Raw genomic sequence first — 20599 nt, 5'->3', positions numbered from 1 at the left:
ACCTTTCGGAATTATCTGAGGTCCTAGATGAACTGCACCTGGACGATCTCGTAGCCCCGTGCGCCGCCAGGCGCATTGACCTCGATGGCGTCGCCGACTTCCTTGCCGATGAGCGCGCGCGCGATCGGCGACGAGATCGAGATGCGGCCCGATTTCACGTCCGCTTCCTGATCGCCGACGATCTGGTAGGTCTTCTTTTCCTCGGTGTCCTCGTCGACCAGCACCACCGTGGCGCCGAACTTGACCTTGTCGCCGCTGAGCTTGGTGATGTCGATCACTTCGGCGCGCGCGATATAATCTTCGAGCTCGTTGACGCGGCCCTCATTGAGGCTCTGCGACTCCTTGGCGGCATGATATTCGGCATTTTCGGACAGGTCGCCATGCGAGCGCGCTTCGGAGATCGCCTCGATGATGCGCGGCCGCTCTTCCTGCTGGCGCCAACGCAGTTCTTCCTTCAATGACGCGAACCCCTCGCCTGTCATCGGGACCTTGTTCATGATGCCTAACCTTTCCTGCCGCCACCCCCGCGTTTCGGGGAAAGCCTTGTCGATGGGTACAAAAAGAAAACGGGTCCGGCAGCCTCGGGCTAACGGAACCGTTTCACCGCAATTTCCCCTAATATAGCGATCTTCGCGCGCTTTTCACGCTGAAAAAGCGGGCTTTTGAAAAATCATGAGCCGATTGTGCAGTTGCCGTCGCGGCATGCGCGTTGTGTTGCGGCTGAGATAACAAAAAGCCGGCTGCGATTGCTCGCAGCCGGCCCAGAGAAGCCTTTGGGGTGGGGTCAGCTTCTCATGAAATGGTAGATCTGTTCGGCCAGCATGCCGTATTCGCGCGAACCCTTGCCGGTGCGCTTCTCGATTTCGGCCAGCTGCTCCTGGGCGCCGGCCAGGTCGCCGATCTGCAGATGCGCCTCGCCGAGATATTCGCGCACCAGCGTGTAGTCGGGATTGATGCGCAACGCTTCCTCGTAATAGCCGAGGCCGACCGTGACACGGCCGGAATGGCGGTGCGAATAGCCGAGATAGTTGAGGATGCGCGGATCCTGCTTGTTGGCGGCAAGGCTGAGCACGGCGATCGCCTCGTCATAGCGCCCGGCCATCGCGAGATCATGGCCCGCCTCATAGATGTTGTCGTCGTCGAGCATGCCGTATTTCGGCGCGACGCACTTCTTGAGCTTCTTGTCCCAGACCTCGCCCTTCTTGCATTTCGTGCTCCCGCCGTCGCTGCCGCCTCCGCCGCCTTCGCCGGCGGTAAATGCTGGCGCCGCAAACAGCGGCAGAGCGACAACAGCTAGAACTTGAATCAGCAAACGTCTGCGCATCGAAGCCTCCTTGAGGGATAATGATGAAATGCTAACGCCAGGCGGACGCCATTTCATCCCGGAAAAGCCGCGCCGCCAAAACTATTTCCGAAAACCACTTCAAAAGACGGGCGCGCGTGTCAGAAACCCGCCGGCGGTGAGCCAAGCCGGCCGAACGGACGTGACGCGCCCTGCAAATCCGCTATCATCCGGGAAATGACCAGCGGAGTGCGAGAGAGTGCAACAGCGCCGTGAACGGGAATGGGAGCTATCGATCGGCCCGGACACCGTGCGGCTGTTCATTCTCAAGGCAAAGGGTCTGAGCGCTGCCGTCAACGAAGACTATACCGACGGCGCCGAGCATGAGGTCGAGTTCGACGGCGACACGCACGACAATCACCACCATGACGGGCTTGCGGAAGAGAGCTCTGAAAACCTCACCGAGGAAGAGCTGCGCGAACTGATCAACGACCTCAATGTCGACGAAGCGGCCGAATTGATTGCGCTGGCCTGGGTCGGCCGCGGCGACTATGACGCAGCGGAATGGTCCGATGCGGTTGCCGCCGCGCGCGAGCGCGCCAACAAGCGCACGGCAAAATATCTGCTCGGCATGCCGCTGCTGGCCGACTGGCTGGAAGAAGGGCTGGAGGCGATCGGCGCGTAACGCCGGGGTAACCGATCGTGATCGGGCGCATGCGCTTTTCCCGGCAACCTCCGCAAGCCCACGCCGTTTAGGACCGATGGCGGCGCTTGTCTTTTCCAGAATGTGCGGGTTGGCGCTGGCCATGGTGGTGGCTGGATTGCTCACGACGCCTGCCGACGCGAAGCACAGACGGCCTCACAAGCCGTCCTGGGTTGAGCAACTGCTGACACAACGGGCCGACCAGCCGTCGAAGCCGCGCAGCAAGCATCGCCCGAAATCACGTGGCAAGCGGCATATCGTGTCGAACCAGGCGGAACCGAAAACGCCGGATCCGCAGCCCTCAGCTGACGACATTCCGGTGCCCAAGGCGCGCCCCGAGGAAGCGCAGAAGACCGACGCCGCAAAGACCGAAGAGCAAAAGACCAGTGGTGCGCCCAACCGGTCCGATGACGATCGGTTCAATGAAGAAAAATCTCGATATAAAAAACAGGCGCGGCCCGAACCGTCAGCCCCAGAGCCGTCAGGCTCGGAGCCGTCAACCAATACCGAGAATAGGTCCGAGCCGCCGGCAGTGGTGCCCGTTCCGACACAAAGGCCCGACGTCACAAAGCCGGAGGTAGAGCCGCCGGTCGTCGCCCCGCAACCGTCTGAAAAACCCGCGGATGCCGACGACAAGAAGATGCTTCCCGACCCTCGCTCGGGCGATTTGCCCGATGCAAAAATGCCGGCGGAGGAAGTTGCCTGTCGCGAGCGGCTGACGGCGCTTGGCGTCGAATTCGAAGAGCACAAGGCGGAAAGCAATCCCGATATCGGCTGCTCGATCCCCTATCCCATCGTGCTGAAGACACTCGGAAAATCCATCGCCATCGGCCCTGCCACCGAGCTCAACTGCCCGATGGCCGAAGTGGCCGCCCGCTTTGCCGCCAATGTCATCCAGCCGACGGCAAAGGCTGAATTCGGCGCCGACCTGAAATCGATCAACCAGGCATCGGCCTTCGTCTGCCGGCCACGCCATGGTACGCGCAAACTGTCGGAACACGCATTCGGCGACGCCCTCGATATCGCCAGCTTCACCTTGTCTGACGGCCGGAAGATCGAAGTCGGTCCAACGCCACCCGAAAAGGACGGCAAATTCCTCAACGCGGTGCGCACGGCTGCCTGCGGACCGTTCAAGACCGTGCTCGGACCGGGCGCGGACTCTGATCACGCCCTGCATTTCCATCTCGATCTCGAACCGCGTCGGCACGGCGGCACCTTCTGCCAATGATCGTCCGCCTGCCGCATTTCAGCCGCAGGCGTGAATGCAGCCGCTGAGTTTTCCTTTACCCTTGATCGTTAAAATACCGGACATCTAGGGACAGGGATTCCGCCCATGGCCGGAATATTTCGCGCCGCCGCGATGGTCGCGCGCCAATCGAAACGCGCAGCGATGGTGACCGCCGGCCTTGCGCTGGCCGCCGTTTCTGCCTGCAACACCGGCAGCGTGCTGTCGCTGCAGCCGGCCGTCGATGTCGGCGCCCAGACTGCTGCCGTGCCGCAGTATGAAGGCATGCAGAAGCTCGTCCCGTCCAATCCCTACATGACCGCCGCCTATCCGCGCATGGACGAGCCGATGTCGGCGCCCGAGCAGATGCCGGCCAGCGAAACCGACTGCCGTAGAGAATTGCGGCGCCTCGGCGTCGTCTACACCGATGTCCAGCCGATCCATGAGGGACAGTGCGGCATCGACTATCCGGTCAAGGTTTCGGCTATTGGCGGCATCCAGATGAAACCGGCGGCGACCTTGACCTGTGACATGGCCGCCAGCTTCGCCGCCTGGACCAGGAACGAACTGGTTCCCTCCGCCCGCTGGCGCTATTTCTCCGGCGTCAAGACCATTCACCAGGGCTCGAGCTATTCCTGCCGCAACATCGCTGGCGAGGGCGTCCTGTCCGAGCACGGCAAGGGCAACGCACTCGACGTCATGAGCATCGAGCTCAACAATGGCGACGACATCGACGTGCGCAAGCCCGGCCTATTCGCCTTCCGCACCCGTGGCTTCCTCAACAATGTGCGCGCCGACGGCTGCCAGTATTTCACCACCGTGCTCGGTCCCGGCTACAATTACGACCACCGCAACCATTTCCATTTCGACATCAAGAACCGCAAGAGCGGCTACCGCGCCTGCCGCTAGCCGGCTCTTTGCCAAAGCCCCGTCACGCCGCATAAGGTGACGCCTCGCAGGCAGGCGGCGACAGGTGGGACAGAAAAGCCTCAGACGACGTGCAACGATCTGGCTTGCGGCTTTCGTGGCCGCCTGGCTGGCGCTCGCTTATGTCGCCGCACCTGAATTCTGGACATTCAGGGATCGCGGCTTTCGCAAGCAGACCTTCGAGATGGTGACGCACACGCCGCAAGGCATTCCTGGCGACCCGATCAATGTCGGCCTGGTCGGCAGCGAAAAGGAGCTTGTGCATGCCTTCGCCGTGGCCGGCTGGGACACGGCAGACGGTGTGACGCTGAAGACCGCGATCGAAATCGGGGAAAGCGTGCTGTTCGACCATCCCTATCCCGACGCACCGGTAAGCCGGCTGCTGTTCGAAGGCCGCGCCCAGGACCTCGCCTTTGAAAAACCGGTCGGCGACAGCGCCGACCGACGTCATCATGTCCGCTTCTGGCGCACTGACGCGACGGGCGACGATGGCCGCGCGCTCTGGCTGGGCTCGGCCAGCTTCGATCGTGGCGTTGGGCTGAGCCACGACACCGGCGCCATTACCCACCATATCGGCCCCGACATCGACGCCGAGCGCGATCTCGTGATCCACGACCTGTCGGCTGCCGGCATGGTGATCTCGGTGAGCGATATCCCCGGCATCGGCGCCACCAAAGCCGGACGCAATGGCGGCGGCGATCCCTATTTCACCGACGGCAAGGCCATCGTCGGCGTGCTCAGGCAACTTCCCTGAACCACTGTCATTTTTCAAAAATCGACGCGGACTATTTTCCAGCGGCCTGCCGCAATGCTATTGACCCCTGATGCTATACGTCGAAATCGCTACCGTGGTCGTCCTCATCTGTGTGAACGGCCTTCTGTCGATGTCCGAGCTCGCCATCGTTTCGTCGCGCCCGGCACGGCTCAAGGCGATGATCGACCGCGGCGTCAATGGCGCCGGGCGCGCGCTGGCGCTCGGCTCCAACCCCGGCAAATTCCTGTCGTCGGTGCAGATCGGCATCACCTTGGTCGGCGTGCTGTCGGGCGCCTTCTCCGGTGCCACGCTGGGCGACAGGCTGTCCGTCTTCCTGGCCTCGACCGGCATCCGCGAGAGCGTCGCCGATCCGCTCGGCGTCGGCATTGTCGTCGCCATCATCACCTATTTCTCGCTGATCGTCGGCGAACTGGTGCCCAAGCAGATCGCGTTGCGCGATCCCGAGCGCGTTGCAGCCCGCGCCGCCCCGGCGATGACCATCCTCGCCACCGTCTCGGCGCCGCTCGTCTTCCTGCTCGACATTTCCGGCCGCGCCATATTGTGGCTGCTCGGCCAGCGCGGCGAAAGCGACGAAAAGGTCACCGACGAGGAGATCAAGATGCTGGTCGCCGAGGCCGAGCATCACGGCACCATCGAATCCGACGAACGGCGCATGATTGCCGGCGTCATGCGGCTCGGCGACCGCGCCGTGCGCGCGGTGATGACGCCGCGCACCGAAGTCGACTGGATCAATCTGCAGGCCGATGAGAGCGCCATCCGCAAGCTGTTGATGGACACCCAGCATTCGCGCCTGCCGGCGGGCGATGGCGGTGTCGATGTCATGGTCGGCGTCGTCCAGACCCGCGACGTGCTGGCGGCGATCCTTGCCGGCCGCCCGCTCGACCCACGCAAGCATGCGCGCGCCGCCCCCATCGTCTATGACCAGGCCGACGCGCTGGACGTGTTGCAGAAGCTGAAGGATTCCGACGTGCCGATGGCCCTGGTGCATGACGAATACGGCCATTTCGAAGGCATCGTCACCCCCGCCGACATTCTGGAAGCCATCACCGGCGTCTTCCGCGCCGACCTCGACGCCGGCGAGGAGGAAAACGCCGTCAAGCGCGAGGACGGCTCATGGCTGCTCGCCGGCTACATGCAGGCCGACGAGATGGCTGAGGTTCTCGGCATCGACCTGCCGGAAAACCGCGACTACGAGACCGTCGCCGGCTATGTGCTGTCGCACATGCACCATCTGCCGGCGACCGGCGAATGCGTCGACGCGCAAGGCTGGCGCTTCGAGGTCGTCGACCTCGACGGCCGCCGCATCGACAAGCTGATCGCCACCCGCCTGCCGAGCGGCCATCGCGAAGTGGTGCGCTGACAACAGCGCCGCTTCAGACCGCAGCTTCGATCGGTTCGGCAAGTCTGGGATTGGAACGCGAGGCGATCAGGCAACTGGCAACGATCAGGGCGGCGCCAGCCAGCGTGGTCCAGGTCGCCGCCTCGTCGAAGAACAGCCAGCCAAACACGATCGCCCAGATGAAGGCCGAGTACTCCGTCGGGATCAGATATTGCGCTTCGGCGCGCGCATAGGACCAGCTCATCAGGTATTGGCCGGAGAGCGACAGTGCCGTCACGCCGGCCAGGGGAAGCCAGAGATTACCCGGCAGGGAAACCGCCAGCCAGGGCGCGGCGGGGAGAAGGACAGCGGCAACGCACAGGTTCTGGAACAGCATGATCTCGACTGGTTTGGCCACCAGCGCCTGCCGCCGCGAGAGGATCAGATTGTAGGCGTAGAACACCGTCGATGCGAGCACAGCCACCGTGCCAAGCAGAGCATCCCCGGTATAGTTCCCTTGCCCGAACTGTCCGGCCATGATGATGACGACACCGGCAATGCCCGCCAGCGACGCCCAGATCGCCTGACGCTGTATGCGTTCGCCCAAGAGCAGCGCGGCCAGCAGAAGAGCAAACAGCGGCGCGACGAAACTAAGCCCGATCCCATCCGCCAGCGGCAGCCTTGCAAGCCCCCAAAAGAATGACAGCAGGACGATACCGACGACGATGGCGCGTAGCGCGTGCAGTCTGAGCACGGAGGGCGTGGGAAGCGAGCGCGGCCCCGCCGCCCAGGCCGTGCCCGCGACCACGGTCGCAAGCATGCTTCGCCACAGCACCGTGTTGTAGACGCCGACGGCGATGACCAGCACCTTCATCGCTGCATCCATGGCCGACAGAAGGAAGATCGCAAGCGCGCAGACCAGCACCGGGATCATGGGGGAAACGACGCCTGTCAAGCTGGATGATTTCACGGGGACCGCTCATGTGATGGATCGCGGCCGATATATCAGGGCAAAACGGCAGGGCCAGATGGCAGCCCTGCCCATATGCCGGTCCAAGGCAAGTTTGCCTCAGTGCGCGTCCGGCGGCGGCGCCTTCGGTGCGACGTTGCGCAGGAAGGGAACCAGCGCGGTGGCGATGACGAAGGCAACCATGATGACCAGGAACGCATCGGCATAGGCCATGGTGGAGGCCTCGCGATAGGCAAGCTGCCAGAGCTGCTTCAGCGCCGCGGCATGACCATCGTCGACAGCACCCGGCAACTGCCCATAGCGCTGCCCGACATTGTCGAGGAGCCGCATCGCCGCCTCGTTTTGCGGCGTCAGATGCGAGGCGATGGTCAGGAAATGGAAGTTGGTGCGGTCGTTCAGGATCGCCCCACAAATGGCAATGCCCACCGCGCCGCCCAGATTGCGCATCGTGTTGAACAGGCCACTGGCATATTTCAGCCGCTCCGGCGGCAGGCTGCCGAGGCCGAGATTGACGCTCGGCGCCACCGCAAAGACCTGCGGAAAACCACGAAAGATTTGCGGCAGAAGCAGTTGCGCGGCGCCCCACTGGCTGGTGATGGCGCTAAAGCTCCACATCGAGGCGCCGAAGGATGCCAGCCCGAACATCATCAGCCAGCGCGTGTCGAAGCGCTTGGCGAGGAAGATGTAGACGGGCACGCCGACCATCGAGGCGACGCCGGTGGAAAACACCGCAACCCCGGTCTGGAAGGCGTCGTAGCCGCGGACATAGCCGAGGAACAGCGGCGTCAGATAGATCGTGGCAAAGATGCCGATGCCGGTGACGAAGGAGAGGAAGCAGCCGATGGCAAAGTTGCGGTTGCCGAAGGCGCGAAAGTCGACCACCGGCTGCGCATAGGTCAGGCTGCGGATGACGAACAGAACCAGGGTAACGCTGGCAATGATGGCGCCGTTGCGGATCGTTGCGTCGTCGAACCAGTTCCAGCGCGTGCCCTCCTCCAGCACATATTCGGCCGTGCCGAGGCTGACCGCCATCAGCACCATGCCGATATAGTCAGCGCCCTTCAGCAGCGACGGATCGGCCTTGTCGATCTTGACCAGCAGCGCGACGAGGATGGTGATGATGGTGCCGGGAATGACGTTGACATAAAACAGCCAATGCCAGCTCAGCGTATCGGTGATCCAGCCGCCGATCACCGGGCCGAGCGTTGGCGCGATCGACGCGATGCTGCCGACCACCGCCGCCGCATAGACCCGCCTCGGCCCCTGGAAATAGTGGAACGACGAGGTGAACACCGTCGGGATCATCGACGCGCCGAGCAGCCCCTGCAGTGCGCGGAACACGATCATGCTTTCGATGCTCCAGGCGAAGCCGCACAGCATGCTGGCCAGCGTGAAGCCGGCTGCCGAGAAGGTGAAAAGCCAGCGTGTCGAGAACACGCGGGTCAGCCAGCCCGAGAGCGGGATGACGATGATTTCCGCCACGAGGTAAGAGGTCTGCACCCAGCCGATCTGGTCTTGTGCCGCCGACAGACCACCACCGATGTCCTGCAGCGAGGACGCCACGATCTGGATGTCGAGCAGCGCGATGAACATTCCCACGCACATCACCATGAACGGCAGGATGCTGGTGATGAAGGATTCCTGGCGCTCCGGCATGGCGTCCTCAGCGTGACGCGGTATCGACGGTGACCGTTGTCGACAGACCCGGTCGCAGCGCGACTTTCTGCGCCTGGTCCGGGTCGATCGTGATCCGGACCGGAACGCGCTGGACGATCTTGGTGAAATTGCCAGTCGCGTTCTGCGGCGGGATCACGCTGAAGATCGCCCCGGTCGCGGGCCCCAGGCTGGTGACGTGACCTTTGAGCGGCGCATCGGGCGCAATGTCGGTGTAGACCGTTGCCGCCTGGCCGTCGGTCATGTCGCGCAGCTGGTCTTCCTTGAAATTGGCGTCGACCCACAGGCCCGATGCCGGAACGATCGTCAGCAGATAGCTGCCCGGCGAGACATAGCTGCCGACCTGCGCCAGCCTGTTGCCGATGATGCCGTCCAGGGGCGAGCGGATTTCCGTGAAGCCGAGATCGAGCTCGGCCGTATCGACGTCGGCCTTGGCCGCCGCGACAGCTGCGGTCGCTTCCGCGATCTGGGTGTTGAGCACGTCGAGCTGCTGTCTGGCGGCGGCAAGCCCGGCGCGCGAGGCGGCAACGGTAGCCTTGGCCTGACCGTCGGCGGCGAGGCTTCTCTGCGCATCCTGCTGCGTTCCGGCCCGGGTGCTGGCCAGCACTTCATAGCGCTTGGCATCCTGGGCGGTGAAAGTCGCGGCAGCGCTCTTGGCTTCGAGATCGGCCTCGGCCTGCTCGATCACCGAATTCTGCAACGATATCTGGGCGCGCAGATTGTCCAGGGCGCCGATTGCTGCTGCTGGACGGACGCCTGAGCATGCTCCAGCGCCGCCTTGAACGGCCGGTCGTCGATGCGGATGATGAGCTGTCCGGCGGCGACGTGCTGGTTGTCCTCGACAAGGATCCGATCGATGTGGCCGGCGACCCGCGGCCCCAGCGGCGTGACGTTGCCGCCGACATAGGCATCGTCGGTCGACACGAGGAAGCGGCCGGCCCGCCACCAGTCGAAGCCATACCATCCGGCGGCACCGACGACGATCACGGCTGCCAGCGTTAGCCACGGCTTGCGGCGCTTTTTGGCGGGTGCGGGGATTTGCACGACCGGGGGCTGCGCCGGCTGCAGCTCGGCGGCGGAAAGAACCTTGTTCATTGGCGCGCCTCATCCGACCTGTGCTCAATCACCGTATTCTCTATAAGCGGAAGGCCTGAGCCCGCGCTGCTGAAGCGATATCGCAACCGCATACGGTTGGTGGCAGTCGGCCCAGTCGCCAGGGTGAAGCCCTCGCTATCGAGTTCGCTGCCGGTTTGGCGGTCGACCAGAACCGGCTCGGCCCAGCGTCCATCCGCCCTGTCCACCACCACCAGGCTTGGGCCTTCAGGGGCCAGATGCTTGTTGCCCCAGGCGAGCAGCGAGAGGAGAACCGGGCGAAAATCGCGCGCCTTGGCGGTCAGCACATATTCATGGCGAAGCGGCCGTTCGCAGTAGACGCGCTTTTCGAACAGGCCGCGCTCGACAAGGCTGTTCAGCCGCCGCGTCAGAATGTTGGGCGCAATGTCCAGGCTCTTTTGAAACTGGTCGAAGCGCGTCAGGCCCTGGAACGCGTCCCTGAGCAGCAGGATGCTCCACCACTCACCGACAGCATCGAGGCTGCGCGCAATCGGACATGGGCGATTTTCGAAGCTTGTCTTTGCAACCATGACTACGGTCTCTTTCATAATGAAAGTTACAGATAGCAGTGTGAGTTGCATTATGCAATTCACTCGGACGTGATCGAGCAAGGGACACGAGCGCGTGGCGGCTCAAGGTCGGCAAGCAATGCCCGCGACGTGGCGTCAGAAGGCCTTTGTCAGATGCTCGCTTGCATGGCGAAGTACGGACTCCGAAAGCAGCCTGCCTCACCTATGATTGATCCACTGAGAGATTGGGAAACGCAGCCAAAGCCTCTATATCGGTAGCCATGGATGCATCGAACGAACACGCGCTAAACGACGAGCTTCTCCAAGATATCCAGCGTCTGTCCTTCGAGTATTTTCTCAACGAGGCCAACCCTGCCAACGGCCTGGTCGCCGACCGCAACACGCAGGCGTCGCCTGCCAGCATAGCCGCCGTCGGCCTCGCTTTGTCGTCCTATCCCGTCGGTGTCGAACGCGGTTTCATGACGCGCGCGGCCGCAATCGAGCGCACGCTCGCCACGCTCCGTTTCTTCTGGAACGCTCCGCATGGGCCAGAGCCCGATGCCACCGGCTACAAGGGTTTCTACTATCATTTCCTCGACATGCAGACCGGCCGCCGCGTCTGGAAGTGCGAGCTGTCCACGGTCGATACCGCGCTCCTGCTTGCCGGCGTTCTATCCGCCGGCGCCTATTTTGACCAGGACGATGGATCCGAACTGGAAATCCGCCAGCTCGCCGATGCGCTCTACCGCCGCGCCGATTGGCGCTGGGCGCAGAATGGCGGCGCCACCGTCACCCATGGCTGGCGGCCCGAAAAAGGTTTTCTGCGCTATCGCTGGCAAGGATTTGACGAGGCGCTGATCCTCTACGTGCTTGGTTTGGGATCGCCGACACACGCGCTGCCGCCCGAGAGCTACGCGGCCTGGCTGTCCAGCTACAAGTGGAAGAAAATCTACGGCCGCGAACTGGTCTATGCCGGCCCGCTCTTCATCCACCAGTTCTCGCATATCTGGATCGATTTTCGCGGCATCCGCGATGCCTTCATGCGCGATCACGACAGCGACTATTTCCAGAACAGCCGCCAGGCGACCTATCTGCAGCGCGACTACGCCATCCGCAATCCGAAGGGGCTAAGCGGCTATGGCGAGAATTGCTGGGGCGTCACCGCCAGCGACGGCCCAGGTCCAATCAAACGGGAAATGACGATCGATGGCCGCCGCTTCTTCGGCTATCTCGCGCGCGGCGCGCCTTTCGGGCCCGATGACGGCACGCTGTCGCCATGGGCGGCGATTACCTCCCTGCCCTTTGCGCCGGAAATCGTGCTGCCGGCGCTGCGCCATTTTCACGAGATGGACCTGCACGTGGGCAATCCTTACGGCTTCGTCGCAAGCTTCAATCCGACGATCGCCGCAGCCGACGGCCGCGCCTGTGGCTGGGTATCGCCGGACCACGTCGGCATCAATCAGGGGCCGATCGCCCTGATGATCGAGAATTACCGGTCGGACTTCCTGTGGCAGCTGATGCGCGGCGTGTCGGCCGTCACAACAGGTCTGCGCCGAGCCGGTTTTTCCGGCGGTTGGCTGTGACGGGCGGCCGGCGCGATTAATCGAAGCAAGATACTCAAAGCACCAACGAATTCGCGGAACTGAAAAAGGGCGGCGCAAGCGCCGCCCCTTGGGAGGATAAGGCTCAGGCCGCCTGGGCTTCACCGGCAATCGCGTCGGCCTGACGCGCAGCCTTGAGCACCCGGGCCCACCAGGCGACATCGTTGACCAGCGCGGCAGCAGCCTGGTTCAGATGCTCGATCTCCTCGAGCTTCTTTTCGCCCTGGCGTACCGCCAGGAAATCGCCCCAGGCGATGTGGACGGCAGACTTGACCGGCGCCATCTGCAGCTCAACGGCGGCAAGGCGCAGGTGCTCGACAGCACGCGAGCCGCCGACGCTGCCATAGCCGACGAAGCCGGCCGGCTTCTTGTTCCATTCATTGGCGGCATAGTCGATGGCGTTCTTCAGCACGGCGGTCGGGCCGTGATTGTATTCGGCGGCGGTGAAGATGAAGCCATCGAACTCGGCGACCTTCTTCTGCCAACGCTGCGCAACTTCGTTCTGCGACGGTGCCCAGGCGGACGACGCAACTTCATCGAAGAAGGGCAGCGGCCAGTCGCGCAGATCAACGATCTCGACATCGATGTCGGCATGCGATTTTGCGATCTTGGCGATCCACTGGGCGGGCACATCGGCGAAACGCGCGGCGCGTGTCGAACCGACGACGATGGCGATTTTGGGCTTGGACATGGGGCTCTCCATATATGTAAAAGCTGGTATCGTTTGGATACCGGCGCTATATGAGATACTGTCAAACCACTGCGCAAGGAGGCACCGTTTTGTTACTGAGGCACCCGCACAACACCGAAGACTGCCGCGCCGTCTCGGAAATCCTGCAGCGCGTCGGCGACAAATGGACCGTCCTGGTCGTCGGCAAGCTCGGCGGCGGGCCGCTGCGTTTCAATGAATTGCGCGCCGCCGTCGGCGGCATTTCGCAAAAGATGCTGACCACCACTTTGCGTGGCCTGGAGCGCGACGGTTTCGTCACCCGAACCGTGTTTCCGACCATCCCGCCACGCGTCGATTACGAGCTGACCGAGCTCGGCCATGAGCTGCTGGTCCCGGTCGGCGCCCTCGGTCTCTGGGCGCGCAAGAACACCGGCAGAGTTCAGGAAGCGCGCGCGAAATTCGACAGCTTGAACGGCTGAAAGCCTTGCTGCAAAAAGGGTTTCGCGCCGAAGGCAAGCAGGCCGCTTTTCGGCGAGCGCGCCTGTGGCCATAGGGAACCCGTCGCGGCTCAGTTGCTCTGTTGCGCCCGCCAGGTACCTGTCCACCCTGCACGGAGGAATGTCTTACGCGCCTGGTCCGTCAGGCCTTTGGCGTGGGATTGCCGCAGCACTTTGTGCACACGTTTCGACCCGTGCACCCTGCTGGTTGTCGACTGTCCGGTGGTGCTTGCAGGCGACGCTCGGAAGTTCTTTCCTGATCTCGGTATAGGCGGTGGTGCCAAGCAGACAGATCACCGCGACAAGGGCCGCCACGAGCCAGCCGTTCAGCATGTGTTGACGCATTGTCTTCCCTCCGCCATCCGTAGAATCGGATGGGAAGGCAACCATTGGATGTCGCGCAGCGCATCGCCCGCGTGGGGGATGTTACATAAGCGCGTCAGCTTTCCGCTGGAATCGGCTTCGGCTTGCCGTCGCTATCCAGCGCCACCATGACAAAATCGGCATGGGTGACCTTCTCCATCAGATCGGAGAGGTAGCGTTGTGCCCAGGCTTCGACCTTGAGCGTCATCGACGTGCGGCCGACGCGCTCGACATGGGTGTAGATGCACAGCGTGTCGCCGATCTTCATCGCCTTGGCGAAGGACATCTCCTTGACCGCCGCCGTCACCACGCGGCCCTTTGCGCGCTCGGCGGCGCGGATGCCGCAGGCAAGGTCCATTTGCGCCATCACCCAGCCGCCAAAGATATCGCCGGCCGCATTGGCATCGGCCGGCATGGCCAGCGTGCGCAAGGTCAGATCGCCGATCGGCTGTCCGTCCGCGTAATGCACCATGCGCCAAATCCCCTGAAACGATTGCCCTCGATCCCGTAGCGTCACGGCGCAGGGAGGTCAACGCGATGTGCGAGGCTGGTGGCGCAATGTCGTTTCCCTGTTGGCATTTCCGAACCAGGCGTCTCGCAGTCGCATTTTTCACAACGCATGCCGGAAGGTGCGGCGACTTGGCGAAGCCGTCGCGTCTAGGCTGCGGCCAGTTTTGCGGAGCCGCCAACACCAATCATGCAGACCTATGACTTCATCATCGTCGGCTCCGGCTCGGCCGGCTCGGTTCTCGCCGACAAACTGTCGGCTTCCGGCCGCTACTCCGTGCTGGTGCTGGAAGCTGGCGGCACCGACCGCCGTTTTTACGTCCAGATGCCGCTCGGCTATGGCAAGACCTTCTTCGACCCGGCGGTCAACTGGAACTACAAGCCCGAACCGGACCCCGGTCTCGGCGGCAATGTCGACCATTGGCCGCGCGGCAAGCTGCTTGGCGGCTCAAGCTCGATCAATGCCATGGTCTGGATCAGGGGTGCGCGCGAGGACTTTGACGACTGGCGCGATGCCGGCAATCCCGGCTGGGGCTATGACGATTTGCTGCCGGGCTTCAAGGCGCTCGAGGACAATGAGGCCGGCGCCGACAAATGGCGCGGCACCGGCGGGCCGCTGCACATCACCGACACCACGAACGCCGTCCATCCGCTGACCAAACGCTACCTTGCTGCCGGCCAGCAGGCGGGCCTGCCGCTCAATCCCGACTTCAACGGCGCCGCCCAGGAAGGCGTCGGCGTCTACCAGATCTCGACCAAAAATGGCCGCCGCATGTCGGCGGCGCGCGCCTTCCTGCGCCCGGCGATGAAACGCGGCAATGTGCGCGTCGAGACGAATGCGCTGGCAAGCAAAATTCTGTTCGAAGGCAAGCGCGCCGTCGGCATCGAGTACCAGCAGAACGGCGAGACCAAGACCGCCCGCGCCGGTCGCGAGGTCATCCTCTCCGCCGGCTCGATCAACTCGCCACAGCTGCTGCAGTTGTCCGGCGTCGGCCCCGCCGCTTTGCTCGGCGGCCTCGGCATTCCGGTCGTGCATGCCAACGAGAATGTCGGCGCGCATCTGCAGGACCATGTCGGCATAAACTACACCTTCAAGGGCAAGGTGCCGACGCTGAACCAGATCCTGCGCCCCTGGTGGGGCAAACTGCTGGTCGGCATGCAATACATCCTCACCCGCTCCGGCCCGCTGTCGCTGTCGATGAACCATGGCGGCGGTTTCTTCCGCACCGACCCGGCGTTTTCACGCCCTAACATGCAGCTTTATTTCCAGGCCTTCTCGACCGTCATTCCGAAAAGCGGCGAGCGGCCTATCCTGACGCCGGACCCATGGCCGGGTTTCTCCATCGGCCTGTCCAACTGCCGCCCGTCGAGCCGCGGCGAGATCATGATCCGCTCCAGCAATCCGCTCGACCATCCCAAGATCGTCGCCAACGCCTACTCCACTAATGCCGATGTCGACGAGATGCTGGCGGCGGTGAAATTCGTGCGCAAGATCGCCTCGATGCCGGCCATGGCCGAGATCATCGCCGAAGAGGTTTTGCCGGGGCCATCGATCCAGTCGGATGCCGACCTGATCACGGATTTCAGGAAGCGCTCGGGCACCGTCTATCACCCGGTCTCGACCTGCCGCATGGGCCCCGATGCCGGGCAGGCGGTCGTCGATCCGCGCCTGAAAGTGCATGGGCTCGACGGCCTGCGCGTCATCGACGCCTCGATCTTTCCCGCCAACATCACCGGCAACACCAACGCCGCCGCCATCATGACCGGATGGAAGGGCGCCGAACTGGTTCTGGAGGACCAAAAATGAAGATCACCGACGTCAAGACCTGGGTTGTCGGCAATCCGCCGCCCGGCATCGGCGGCAAGTATTTCATCTTCGTCAAGCTGACCACCGATGGCGGTGTCGTCGGCTATGGCGAGGCCTACAACGCCACCTTCTCGGCCCACACGACCGCGAAAATGGTCGAGGACATGGCAGAGCGCTATCTCGTCGGGCGCGACCCGCACGACATCGAGAACTTTTTCCGCCGCGCCTATTCCTCCGGCTTCACCCAGCGCCCGGATGTTTCCAGCATGGGCTGTTTTTCCGCACTCGAAATGGCCTGTTGGGACATCATCGGCAAGGAAGCCAACAAGCCGGTCTATAAATTGCTCGGCGGCCAGGTGCACGAGACGCTGCGCTCCTACACCTACCTCTATCCACACACCGGCAGTGTCCATTCGGAGGACGCGCCGGATGGCAGGAATGTCTACAACGATCCCGAATTGGCGGCAGCCTGCGCGCTCGAATATGTCGAGCAGGGTTTCAATGCCGTGAAGCTCGACCCGGCGGGGCCCTACACCGCTTTCGACGGCCACCAGCCGCGCCTCATCGACATCGATGTCTCCACCCGCATGATCAAGGCGATCCGCGAGGCGGTCGGAACCCGCGCCGATATTCTGTTCGGCACGCATGGCCAGTTCACGGCATCGGGCGCGCTGCGCATGGCGCGCGCCATCGAACCTTACGATCCGCTGTGGTTCGAAGAGCCGGTGCCGCCCGACATGCCCGAAGTGATGGCGCAGGTTGCCCGCGGCACGTCGATCCCGATCGCCACCGGCGAAAGGCTGACGACGAAATTCGAATTCGCCCGCGTCATCGAGAACCGCGCCGCGACCATCCTGCAGCCGGACCTCGGCCGTTCCGGCGGCATTCTCGAAACCAAGAAGATCGCCGCCATGGCCGAGGCCTACCACATCCAGGTCGCGCCGCACTGCTATTGCGGGCCGATCGTCGGCGCCGCCAACATCCAGCTGGCCGTGACGCTGCCCAATTTCCTCATCCTGGAATCACTGAAGCAGTGGGACGGGTTCCACGCCACGCTGTTGAAAACGAAGATCGAGTGGCAGGACGGCAATGTCATCCCGTCGAAGGAGCCTGGCCTTGGCGTCGAGCTCAACGAAGCGGTCTGCGATGCGCACCCTTACACCGGCAAGGATTTGCATCTGCAGATGATGCAGACGCCGCTGATGCCGTGAGCGAGCGCTACGCATTCATCGGCCTTGGCCATCTCGGCGGCAACCTTGCCGCCAGCCTGCTGCGCAACGGTTTTGCCGTCGTCGTCTTCGACCGTGACCCCACAGCCGTCGAGCGGTTGGTTGCGCTCGGCGCGACAGCAGCAGCTAGCCCTGCCGAAGCGGCGGCGCAGGCCGGCAACGCCATCACTTGCCTGCCTTCGCCAAAGGTCAGCGAGATGGTGCTCGCAGGTTCAGACGGATTGCTCGAAGGCCTGCCCAAGGGTGGCACCTGGATCGAGATGTCGACCAACGGCCGCGATGAGATTCTGCGCCTCGCAGCCCTCGCCTCGTCCAAGGGCGTCGAGACGCTGGAGTGTCCGGTCACCGGTGGCGTGCATCTGGCGGCAGTGGGAAAGATCACCGCGCTGGTCGGCGGCGATGCAGTCCTCTACGAACGCCACCGGCCGGCCATCGAGGCGATGTGCGCAAAATCGTTCCTGATGGGACCGGTCGGCTCGGCGGCGGTGATCAAGGTCATCACCAACATGCTGGCCTTCATCCATCTCGTCGCCGCCGGCGAGGCGCTGATGCTGGCCAGGCAGGGCGGCCTCGACCTTGCCCAATCCTACCACGCCATCGTCGCCTCTTCCGGCAACAGCTTCGTCCATGAGACAGAAAGTCAGCTCATCCTCAACGGCTCCTACGACATCGGCTTCACCATGGACCTGGCGCTGAAGGACCTCGGCTTCGCGCTCGCCATGGCCGAACAATCCGGCGTACCGCTCGACCTTGCCACGCGCGTCAACGCGATTTTCGAGCAGGGCAAAGCGGCCTATGGCGGCAGCGCCTGGTCGACCCAGATCGTCAAATTGCTCGAGGATGCCGTCGGCACCGACCTGCGTGCACCCGGCTTCCCGGCCAAACTTGAGACCTAGCCGGCAAAGTATTTAGCCAATGTCTTCAGTGGCTTAGTCTGGCCTTCAGAATCAGCACCTAAGGCACTTGATTCAATATCTCAGCGTCAGCGCTCCGGGCAAAATCTCGAAGGTCGCGGGAATACGCCCCGGCGACTCGCCATCTATGTCGACAAGCGCGCCATTTTTCTCGGCATCGCCGAGCGGTTCGACCACCACTTTCCGGCCTCGCAGGATCGTGATGGCCGGATGGTTGCGGTGCCGTCCGCCATAGAGCAGGCGGATGTCCCAGATCAGCTTCAGCTTGCCGGCCGCCCGCAGGATGACGATGTCGAACTGACCATCGGCCAGCTCAGCGTCCGGCGCAATCATCATGCCGCCGCCGAAGTACTTCCCGTTGGCCACCGCCACCAGCGCCATGCGCGCCTCGACCGGCACACCGTCGTCGACAGTGATCCGGACGTCCTGGAAACGGTAGCGGATGAACTCGACCACGGTGCGCCACAGGAACAGCGCCCTGGCCGACATCTTGCCCTTGCGCTTGTCGGCATTGACCGCGCGGTCAGTGGCGCCGGACAGGCCGAGGCTGGCGATGTTGATGAAGTGCCGGCTGGCCAGCGCGCCATGATCATCGATGTAGCAGATGCGCCCGGCATCGACCTTGCGGGCCTTGGCTTCGGCGATCCGCTTCAGCACTGCGTCCACCTCTTTCGGCATGCCAAGCCCGCGGGCGAAGTCGATCCCTGTGCCGCAAGGCAGCACCCCAAGTTCGGTTATCCGGCCGTTCTCATCGAATGCCTGCAGCAACCCATCCGCTACTTCGCTGGCGGTGCCGTCGCCGCCGGCTGCGATCACCAGATCGAAACCGCTGGCCGCGAGGTCGAGTGCCAACCTTTCGGCGTCGCCCTCGGCTTGCGTCTCGCGCAGCTCAAAGTCGCCGAAATGGGTTTTCAGAGACGCGGCTACCTCCGGCCAATGCCGTTTCAGCCGGCCGCCACCGGCAATCGGATTGAGCACCACCCCGACTTTCAAAGCGCACCCTCCCCGCACCGAGCCGATAGGTGCGATGCTTTGCCGGCATTGAAACCCGCGCCTGCGTGCGGAGCAAGGGGTACAACCGGCTGGGCGTCAAAAAGCGGGCAGGCTGTCTAAGGCAGCCGACGCCGAGATTCCGAGGTTTGTGGCAAACCGTCCCCGATAATCCCGTTATCCACAGGCTCACCCCCATTCCCCAAAACCCTTACCCCGCGTAAGTTTAACCCATCTCAGGCGGCTACCGATCGCCACGCCGAAAGGCAAAGCGAAAAGGCGGATTTCCTGAGGCCCGTACGGCCCGAAGCGAGAGCAGGCTTGCCTGTTCGAGGGACGGATGCCGAGACCTACGGGGCCGCGGAAAGCGTGCGAACGCCGACGGCGGACCGATGCTGCCATGAAGGACGGCAAAAACCTTCGATGGCACGCTGAGCGAAGCTCGCAAGAGTGGAGAACGGCGTGGCCTGGAACGGGCATCGCCTTCGGGTGGTGACTGGCAGGGCCGTCAAAATCAAGGCCGGCATGGCGCGACATCTCTAGGGAAGTTGCTGCCCGACCGTGTCCTGATCTGACAGGGAGGCGCTGGGAGAAATCCCGGCGCCGACTGTCCTTCGGGCCTCCCACATACCTTTCCAGCTGGGGCTGCAACCCTCGGCAAAATCGGCTAACGTCCTGTCGGCGGCCGAGCTTGCGGCGCCCGAAGGCGCCCGCGTGCTGTTCAGCCAGCCGATCCCGGTCGATCCGGCCAACCACCGCACCGGGCTGATCGTCGCCGTGCGCAAACTGCACCTTTGCTGCCGGAGCTGCTGAGGGCCGGCGCCAGGCTGGAACACGTCTACGATTGCTGAAGCCGCGACGGCCGTACTGCGACGAGGCCGGCCTCCGCGCGGCCTACTTCTTTGGCCCGATGCCCGGGATCAAATTGAGGGCAGCGTTGATATATTCCGGCCGTATGGCGCCGCTGATGATCGTGAAGGTGGCCAGCATGATGCTGGCAAGCGCCCCGTCATGCCATGGCCTGAAGGCGAGAGCATCGACAGCGTAAGCCCAGAACGGGAAGGCGAGCATCGACATGACGATGTTGGCGCCGGGAGCCTCCGCACTGTCGGCGGAATCGCTCACCGATTTAAGATAGATTGGCGTCATTGCCAGCGCGATGATCAACACGATCCATGAAATGTTCCAGATGCTGAAGCCGGCCATTTTGACCGTGTCTATAGCGGCCCGCACAGCGCCGGGAACATCGGTGGATTTCTCATCCAGCGCCTTTGCCAAAGCCTTGGCCACCGGCTCCTCGGCCGCGTTGTCGAGGATGGAATTGACGAAGATGAAGAACGCCACGACCTCGGCGGGCACATATTTCGCCACCCGGTCAAGATAACCATCGCCGCCTTTCGAGTCCGTTTCGCCCTGACCGTTCCGCCCGCCTTGGTCGTCTGCAACGCCCTCAAGATTGCCTTTCGACACCACCGCCGATCGGACAATTCTTCCCATGGTAACCCCTCCGATATTTGTTGTATCG

21 protein-coding genes are annotated in these 20599 nt (G+C 63.3%); 10 read left to right on the top strand and 11 right to left on the bottom strand.

The features are described 5' to 3' along the window. Positions 1-23: 23 nt before the first annotated feature. Both greA and AC1D1L_RS04535 read right to left on the bottom strand, forming a co-directional pair. Positions 24-497: a transcription elongation factor GreA gene (gene greA, locus AC1D1L_RS04540; protein ID WP_112561000.1), complete on the bottom strand. Its 474-nt coding sequence runs from the start codon at positions 495-497 to the stop codon at positions 24-26. A gap of 287 nt (positions 498-784) precedes the next feature. After that, positions 785-1324 carry a tetratricopeptide repeat protein gene (locus tag AC1D1L_RS04535; RefSeq protein ID WP_352589817.1) on the bottom strand — a complete coding sequence of 180 codons (540 nt, stop codon included), beginning with the start codon at positions 1322-1324 and terminating at the stop codon, positions 785-787. Positions 1325-1541: 217 nt separating this feature from the next. Here AC1D1L_RS04535 and AC1D1L_RS04530 point away from each other — a divergent pair, with 217 nt between their 5' ends. The 5 genes from AC1D1L_RS04530 to AC1D1L_RS04510 all read left to right on the top strand — a co-directional run bounded on the left by AC1D1L_RS04530 (position 1542) and on the right by AC1D1L_RS04510 (position 6272). Beyond that, complete coding sequence (locus AC1D1L_RS04530; RefSeq protein ID WP_112561002.1) at positions 1542-1967, top strand: DUF3775 domain-containing protein; 426 nt, start codon at positions 1542-1544, stop codon at positions 1965-1967. A 76-nt stretch (positions 1968-2043) separates the two neighbouring features. Beyond that, on the top strand, positions 2044-3213 hold the full coding sequence (locus AC1D1L_RS04525; RefSeq protein ID WP_477339145.1) for an extensin-like domain-containing protein: 1170 nt from the start codon (positions 2044-2046) through the stop codon (positions 3211-3213). A gap of 105 nt (positions 3214-3318) precedes the next feature. Beyond that, entirely contained in the window at positions 3319-4119 is an 801-nt protein-coding gene (locus tag AC1D1L_RS04520; RefSeq protein WP_477339143.1) for an extensin-like domain-containing protein, read from the top strand. A 64-nt stretch (positions 4120-4183) separates the two neighbouring features. Continuing rightward, positions 4184-4891: an LssY C-terminal domain-containing protein gene (locus AC1D1L_RS04515; RefSeq protein WP_477339141.1), complete on the top strand. Its 708-nt coding sequence runs from the start codon at positions 4184-4186 to the stop codon at positions 4889-4891. A 70-nt stretch (positions 4892-4961) separates the two neighbouring features. Next, the gene (locus tag AC1D1L_RS04510) at positions 4962-6272 is read left to right on the top strand and encodes a hemolysin family protein (protein WP_112561005.1); all 1311 of its coding nucleotides are present in this window, start codon (positions 4962-4964) and stop codon (positions 6270-6272) included. A gap of 13 nt (positions 6273-6285) precedes the next feature. Here the strand turns inward: AC1D1L_RS04510 and AC1D1L_RS04505 are convergent, their stop codons facing one another. The 5 genes from AC1D1L_RS04505 to AC1D1L_RS04485 all read right to left on the bottom strand — a co-directional run bounded on the left by AC1D1L_RS04505 (position 6286) and on the right by AC1D1L_RS04485 (position 10517). Then, the gene (locus AC1D1L_RS04505) at positions 6286-7164 is read right to left on the bottom strand and encodes a DMT family transporter (protein ID WP_477339754.1); all 879 of its coding nucleotides are present in this window, start codon (positions 7162-7164) and stop codon (positions 6286-6288) included. A gap of 135 nt (positions 7165-7299) precedes the next feature. Then, positions 7300-8856: a DHA2 family efflux MFS transporter permease subunit gene (locus AC1D1L_RS04500; protein WP_477339139.1), complete on the bottom strand. Its 1557-nt coding sequence runs from the start codon at positions 8854-8856 to the stop codon at positions 7300-7302. Positions 8857-8863: 7 nt separating this feature from the next. Further along, positions 8864-9562, bottom strand: a complete 699-nt coding sequence (locus AC1D1L_RS04495; protein ID WP_477339137.1) for a hypothetical protein — start codon at positions 9560-9562, stop codon at positions 8864-8866. Next, positions 9559-9969 (bottom strand): hypothetical protein, encoded by a 411-nt coding sequence (locus tag AC1D1L_RS04490; RefSeq protein ID WP_477339135.1) that lies wholly within the window; start codon positions 9967-9969, stop codon positions 9559-9561. Before AC1D1L_RS04490 ends, AC1D1L_RS04495 begins: the two co-directional genes overlap by 4 nt. Then, on the bottom strand, positions 9966-10517 hold the full coding sequence (locus AC1D1L_RS04485) for a winged helix-turn-helix transcriptional regulator (RefSeq protein WP_477339752.1): 552 nt from the start codon (positions 10515-10517) through the stop codon (positions 9966-9968). Before AC1D1L_RS04485 ends, AC1D1L_RS04490 begins: the two co-directional genes overlap by 4 nt. A gap of 260 nt (positions 10518-10777) precedes the next feature. Between AC1D1L_RS04485 and AC1D1L_RS04480 the strand changes: the two genes are divergently transcribed. Beyond that, entirely contained in the window at positions 10778-12079 is a 1302-nt protein-coding gene (locus AC1D1L_RS04480; RefSeq protein WP_477339133.1) for a glucoamylase family protein, read from the top strand. Positions 12080-12182: 103 nt separating this feature from the next. Here the strand turns inward: AC1D1L_RS04480 and AC1D1L_RS04475 are convergent, their stop codons facing one another. Then, positions 12183-12788 carry an NADPH-dependent FMN reductase gene (locus tag AC1D1L_RS04475; protein ID WP_192257837.1) on the bottom strand — a complete coding sequence of 202 codons (606 nt, stop codon included), beginning with the start codon at positions 12786-12788 and terminating at the stop codon, positions 12183-12185. 89 nt (positions 12789-12877) lie between these two features. Here AC1D1L_RS04475 and AC1D1L_RS04470 point away from each other — a divergent pair, with 89 nt between their 5' ends. Beyond that, positions 12878-13246, top strand: coding sequence for a winged helix-turn-helix transcriptional regulator (locus tag AC1D1L_RS04470; protein ID WP_352556453.1), 369 nt, complete (start codon positions 12878-12880; stop codon positions 13244-13246). 457 nt (positions 13247-13703) lie between these two features. Here the strand turns inward: AC1D1L_RS04470 and AC1D1L_RS04465 are convergent, their stop codons facing one another. Next, a complete protein-coding gene (locus AC1D1L_RS04465) occupies positions 13704-14099 on the bottom strand; it encodes an acyl-CoA thioesterase (protein ID WP_112561014.1) in 396 nt (131 codons plus the stop codon). Between the two features lie 225 nt (positions 14100-14324). On the opposite strand from AC1D1L_RS04465, the gene AC1D1L_RS04460 reads away from it, so the two are divergent. From AC1D1L_RS04460 to AC1D1L_RS04450, 3 genes are read left to right on the top strand one after another with little or no spacing between them, the layout of a single operon-like run. Further along, positions 14325-15941: a GMC family oxidoreductase gene (locus AC1D1L_RS04460; protein WP_477339130.1), complete on the top strand. Its 1617-nt coding sequence runs from the start codon at positions 14325-14327 to the stop codon at positions 15939-15941. Continuing rightward, positions 15938-17152 (top strand): mandelate racemase/muconate lactonizing enzyme family protein, encoded by a 1215-nt coding sequence (locus AC1D1L_RS04455; protein WP_477339128.1) that lies wholly within the window; start codon positions 15938-15940, stop codon positions 17150-17152. The genes AC1D1L_RS04460 and AC1D1L_RS04455 overlap by 4 nt, the downstream gene beginning before the upstream one ends. Next, on the top strand, positions 17149-18066 hold the full coding sequence (locus AC1D1L_RS04450; protein ID WP_477339126.1) for an NAD(P)-dependent oxidoreductase: 918 nt from the start codon (positions 17149-17151) through the stop codon (positions 18064-18066). The genes AC1D1L_RS04455 and AC1D1L_RS04450 overlap by 4 nt, the downstream gene beginning before the upstream one ends. 72 nt (positions 18067-18138) lie before the next feature. Here the strand turns inward: AC1D1L_RS04450 and AC1D1L_RS04445 are convergent, their stop codons facing one another. Both AC1D1L_RS04445 and AC1D1L_RS04440 read right to left on the bottom strand, forming a co-directional pair. Next, the gene (locus tag AC1D1L_RS04445) at positions 18139-19077 is read right to left on the bottom strand and encodes a diacylglycerol/lipid kinase family protein (RefSeq protein ID WP_477339124.1); all 939 of its coding nucleotides are present in this window, start codon (positions 19075-19077) and stop codon (positions 18139-18141) included. Between the two features lie 891 nt (positions 19078-19968). After that, on the bottom strand, positions 19969-20571 hold the full coding sequence (locus tag AC1D1L_RS04440; protein WP_477339122.1) for a hypothetical protein: 603 nt from the start codon (positions 20569-20571) through the stop codon (positions 19969-19971). Positions 20572-20599: the final 28 nt, after the last annotated feature.

This window comes from Mesorhizobium sp. P2_D6 (assembly GCF_056404315.1).
Note: the sequence above shows the minus strand (reverse complement) of the source record. Positions and strands in the feature narration are given on the sequence as shown.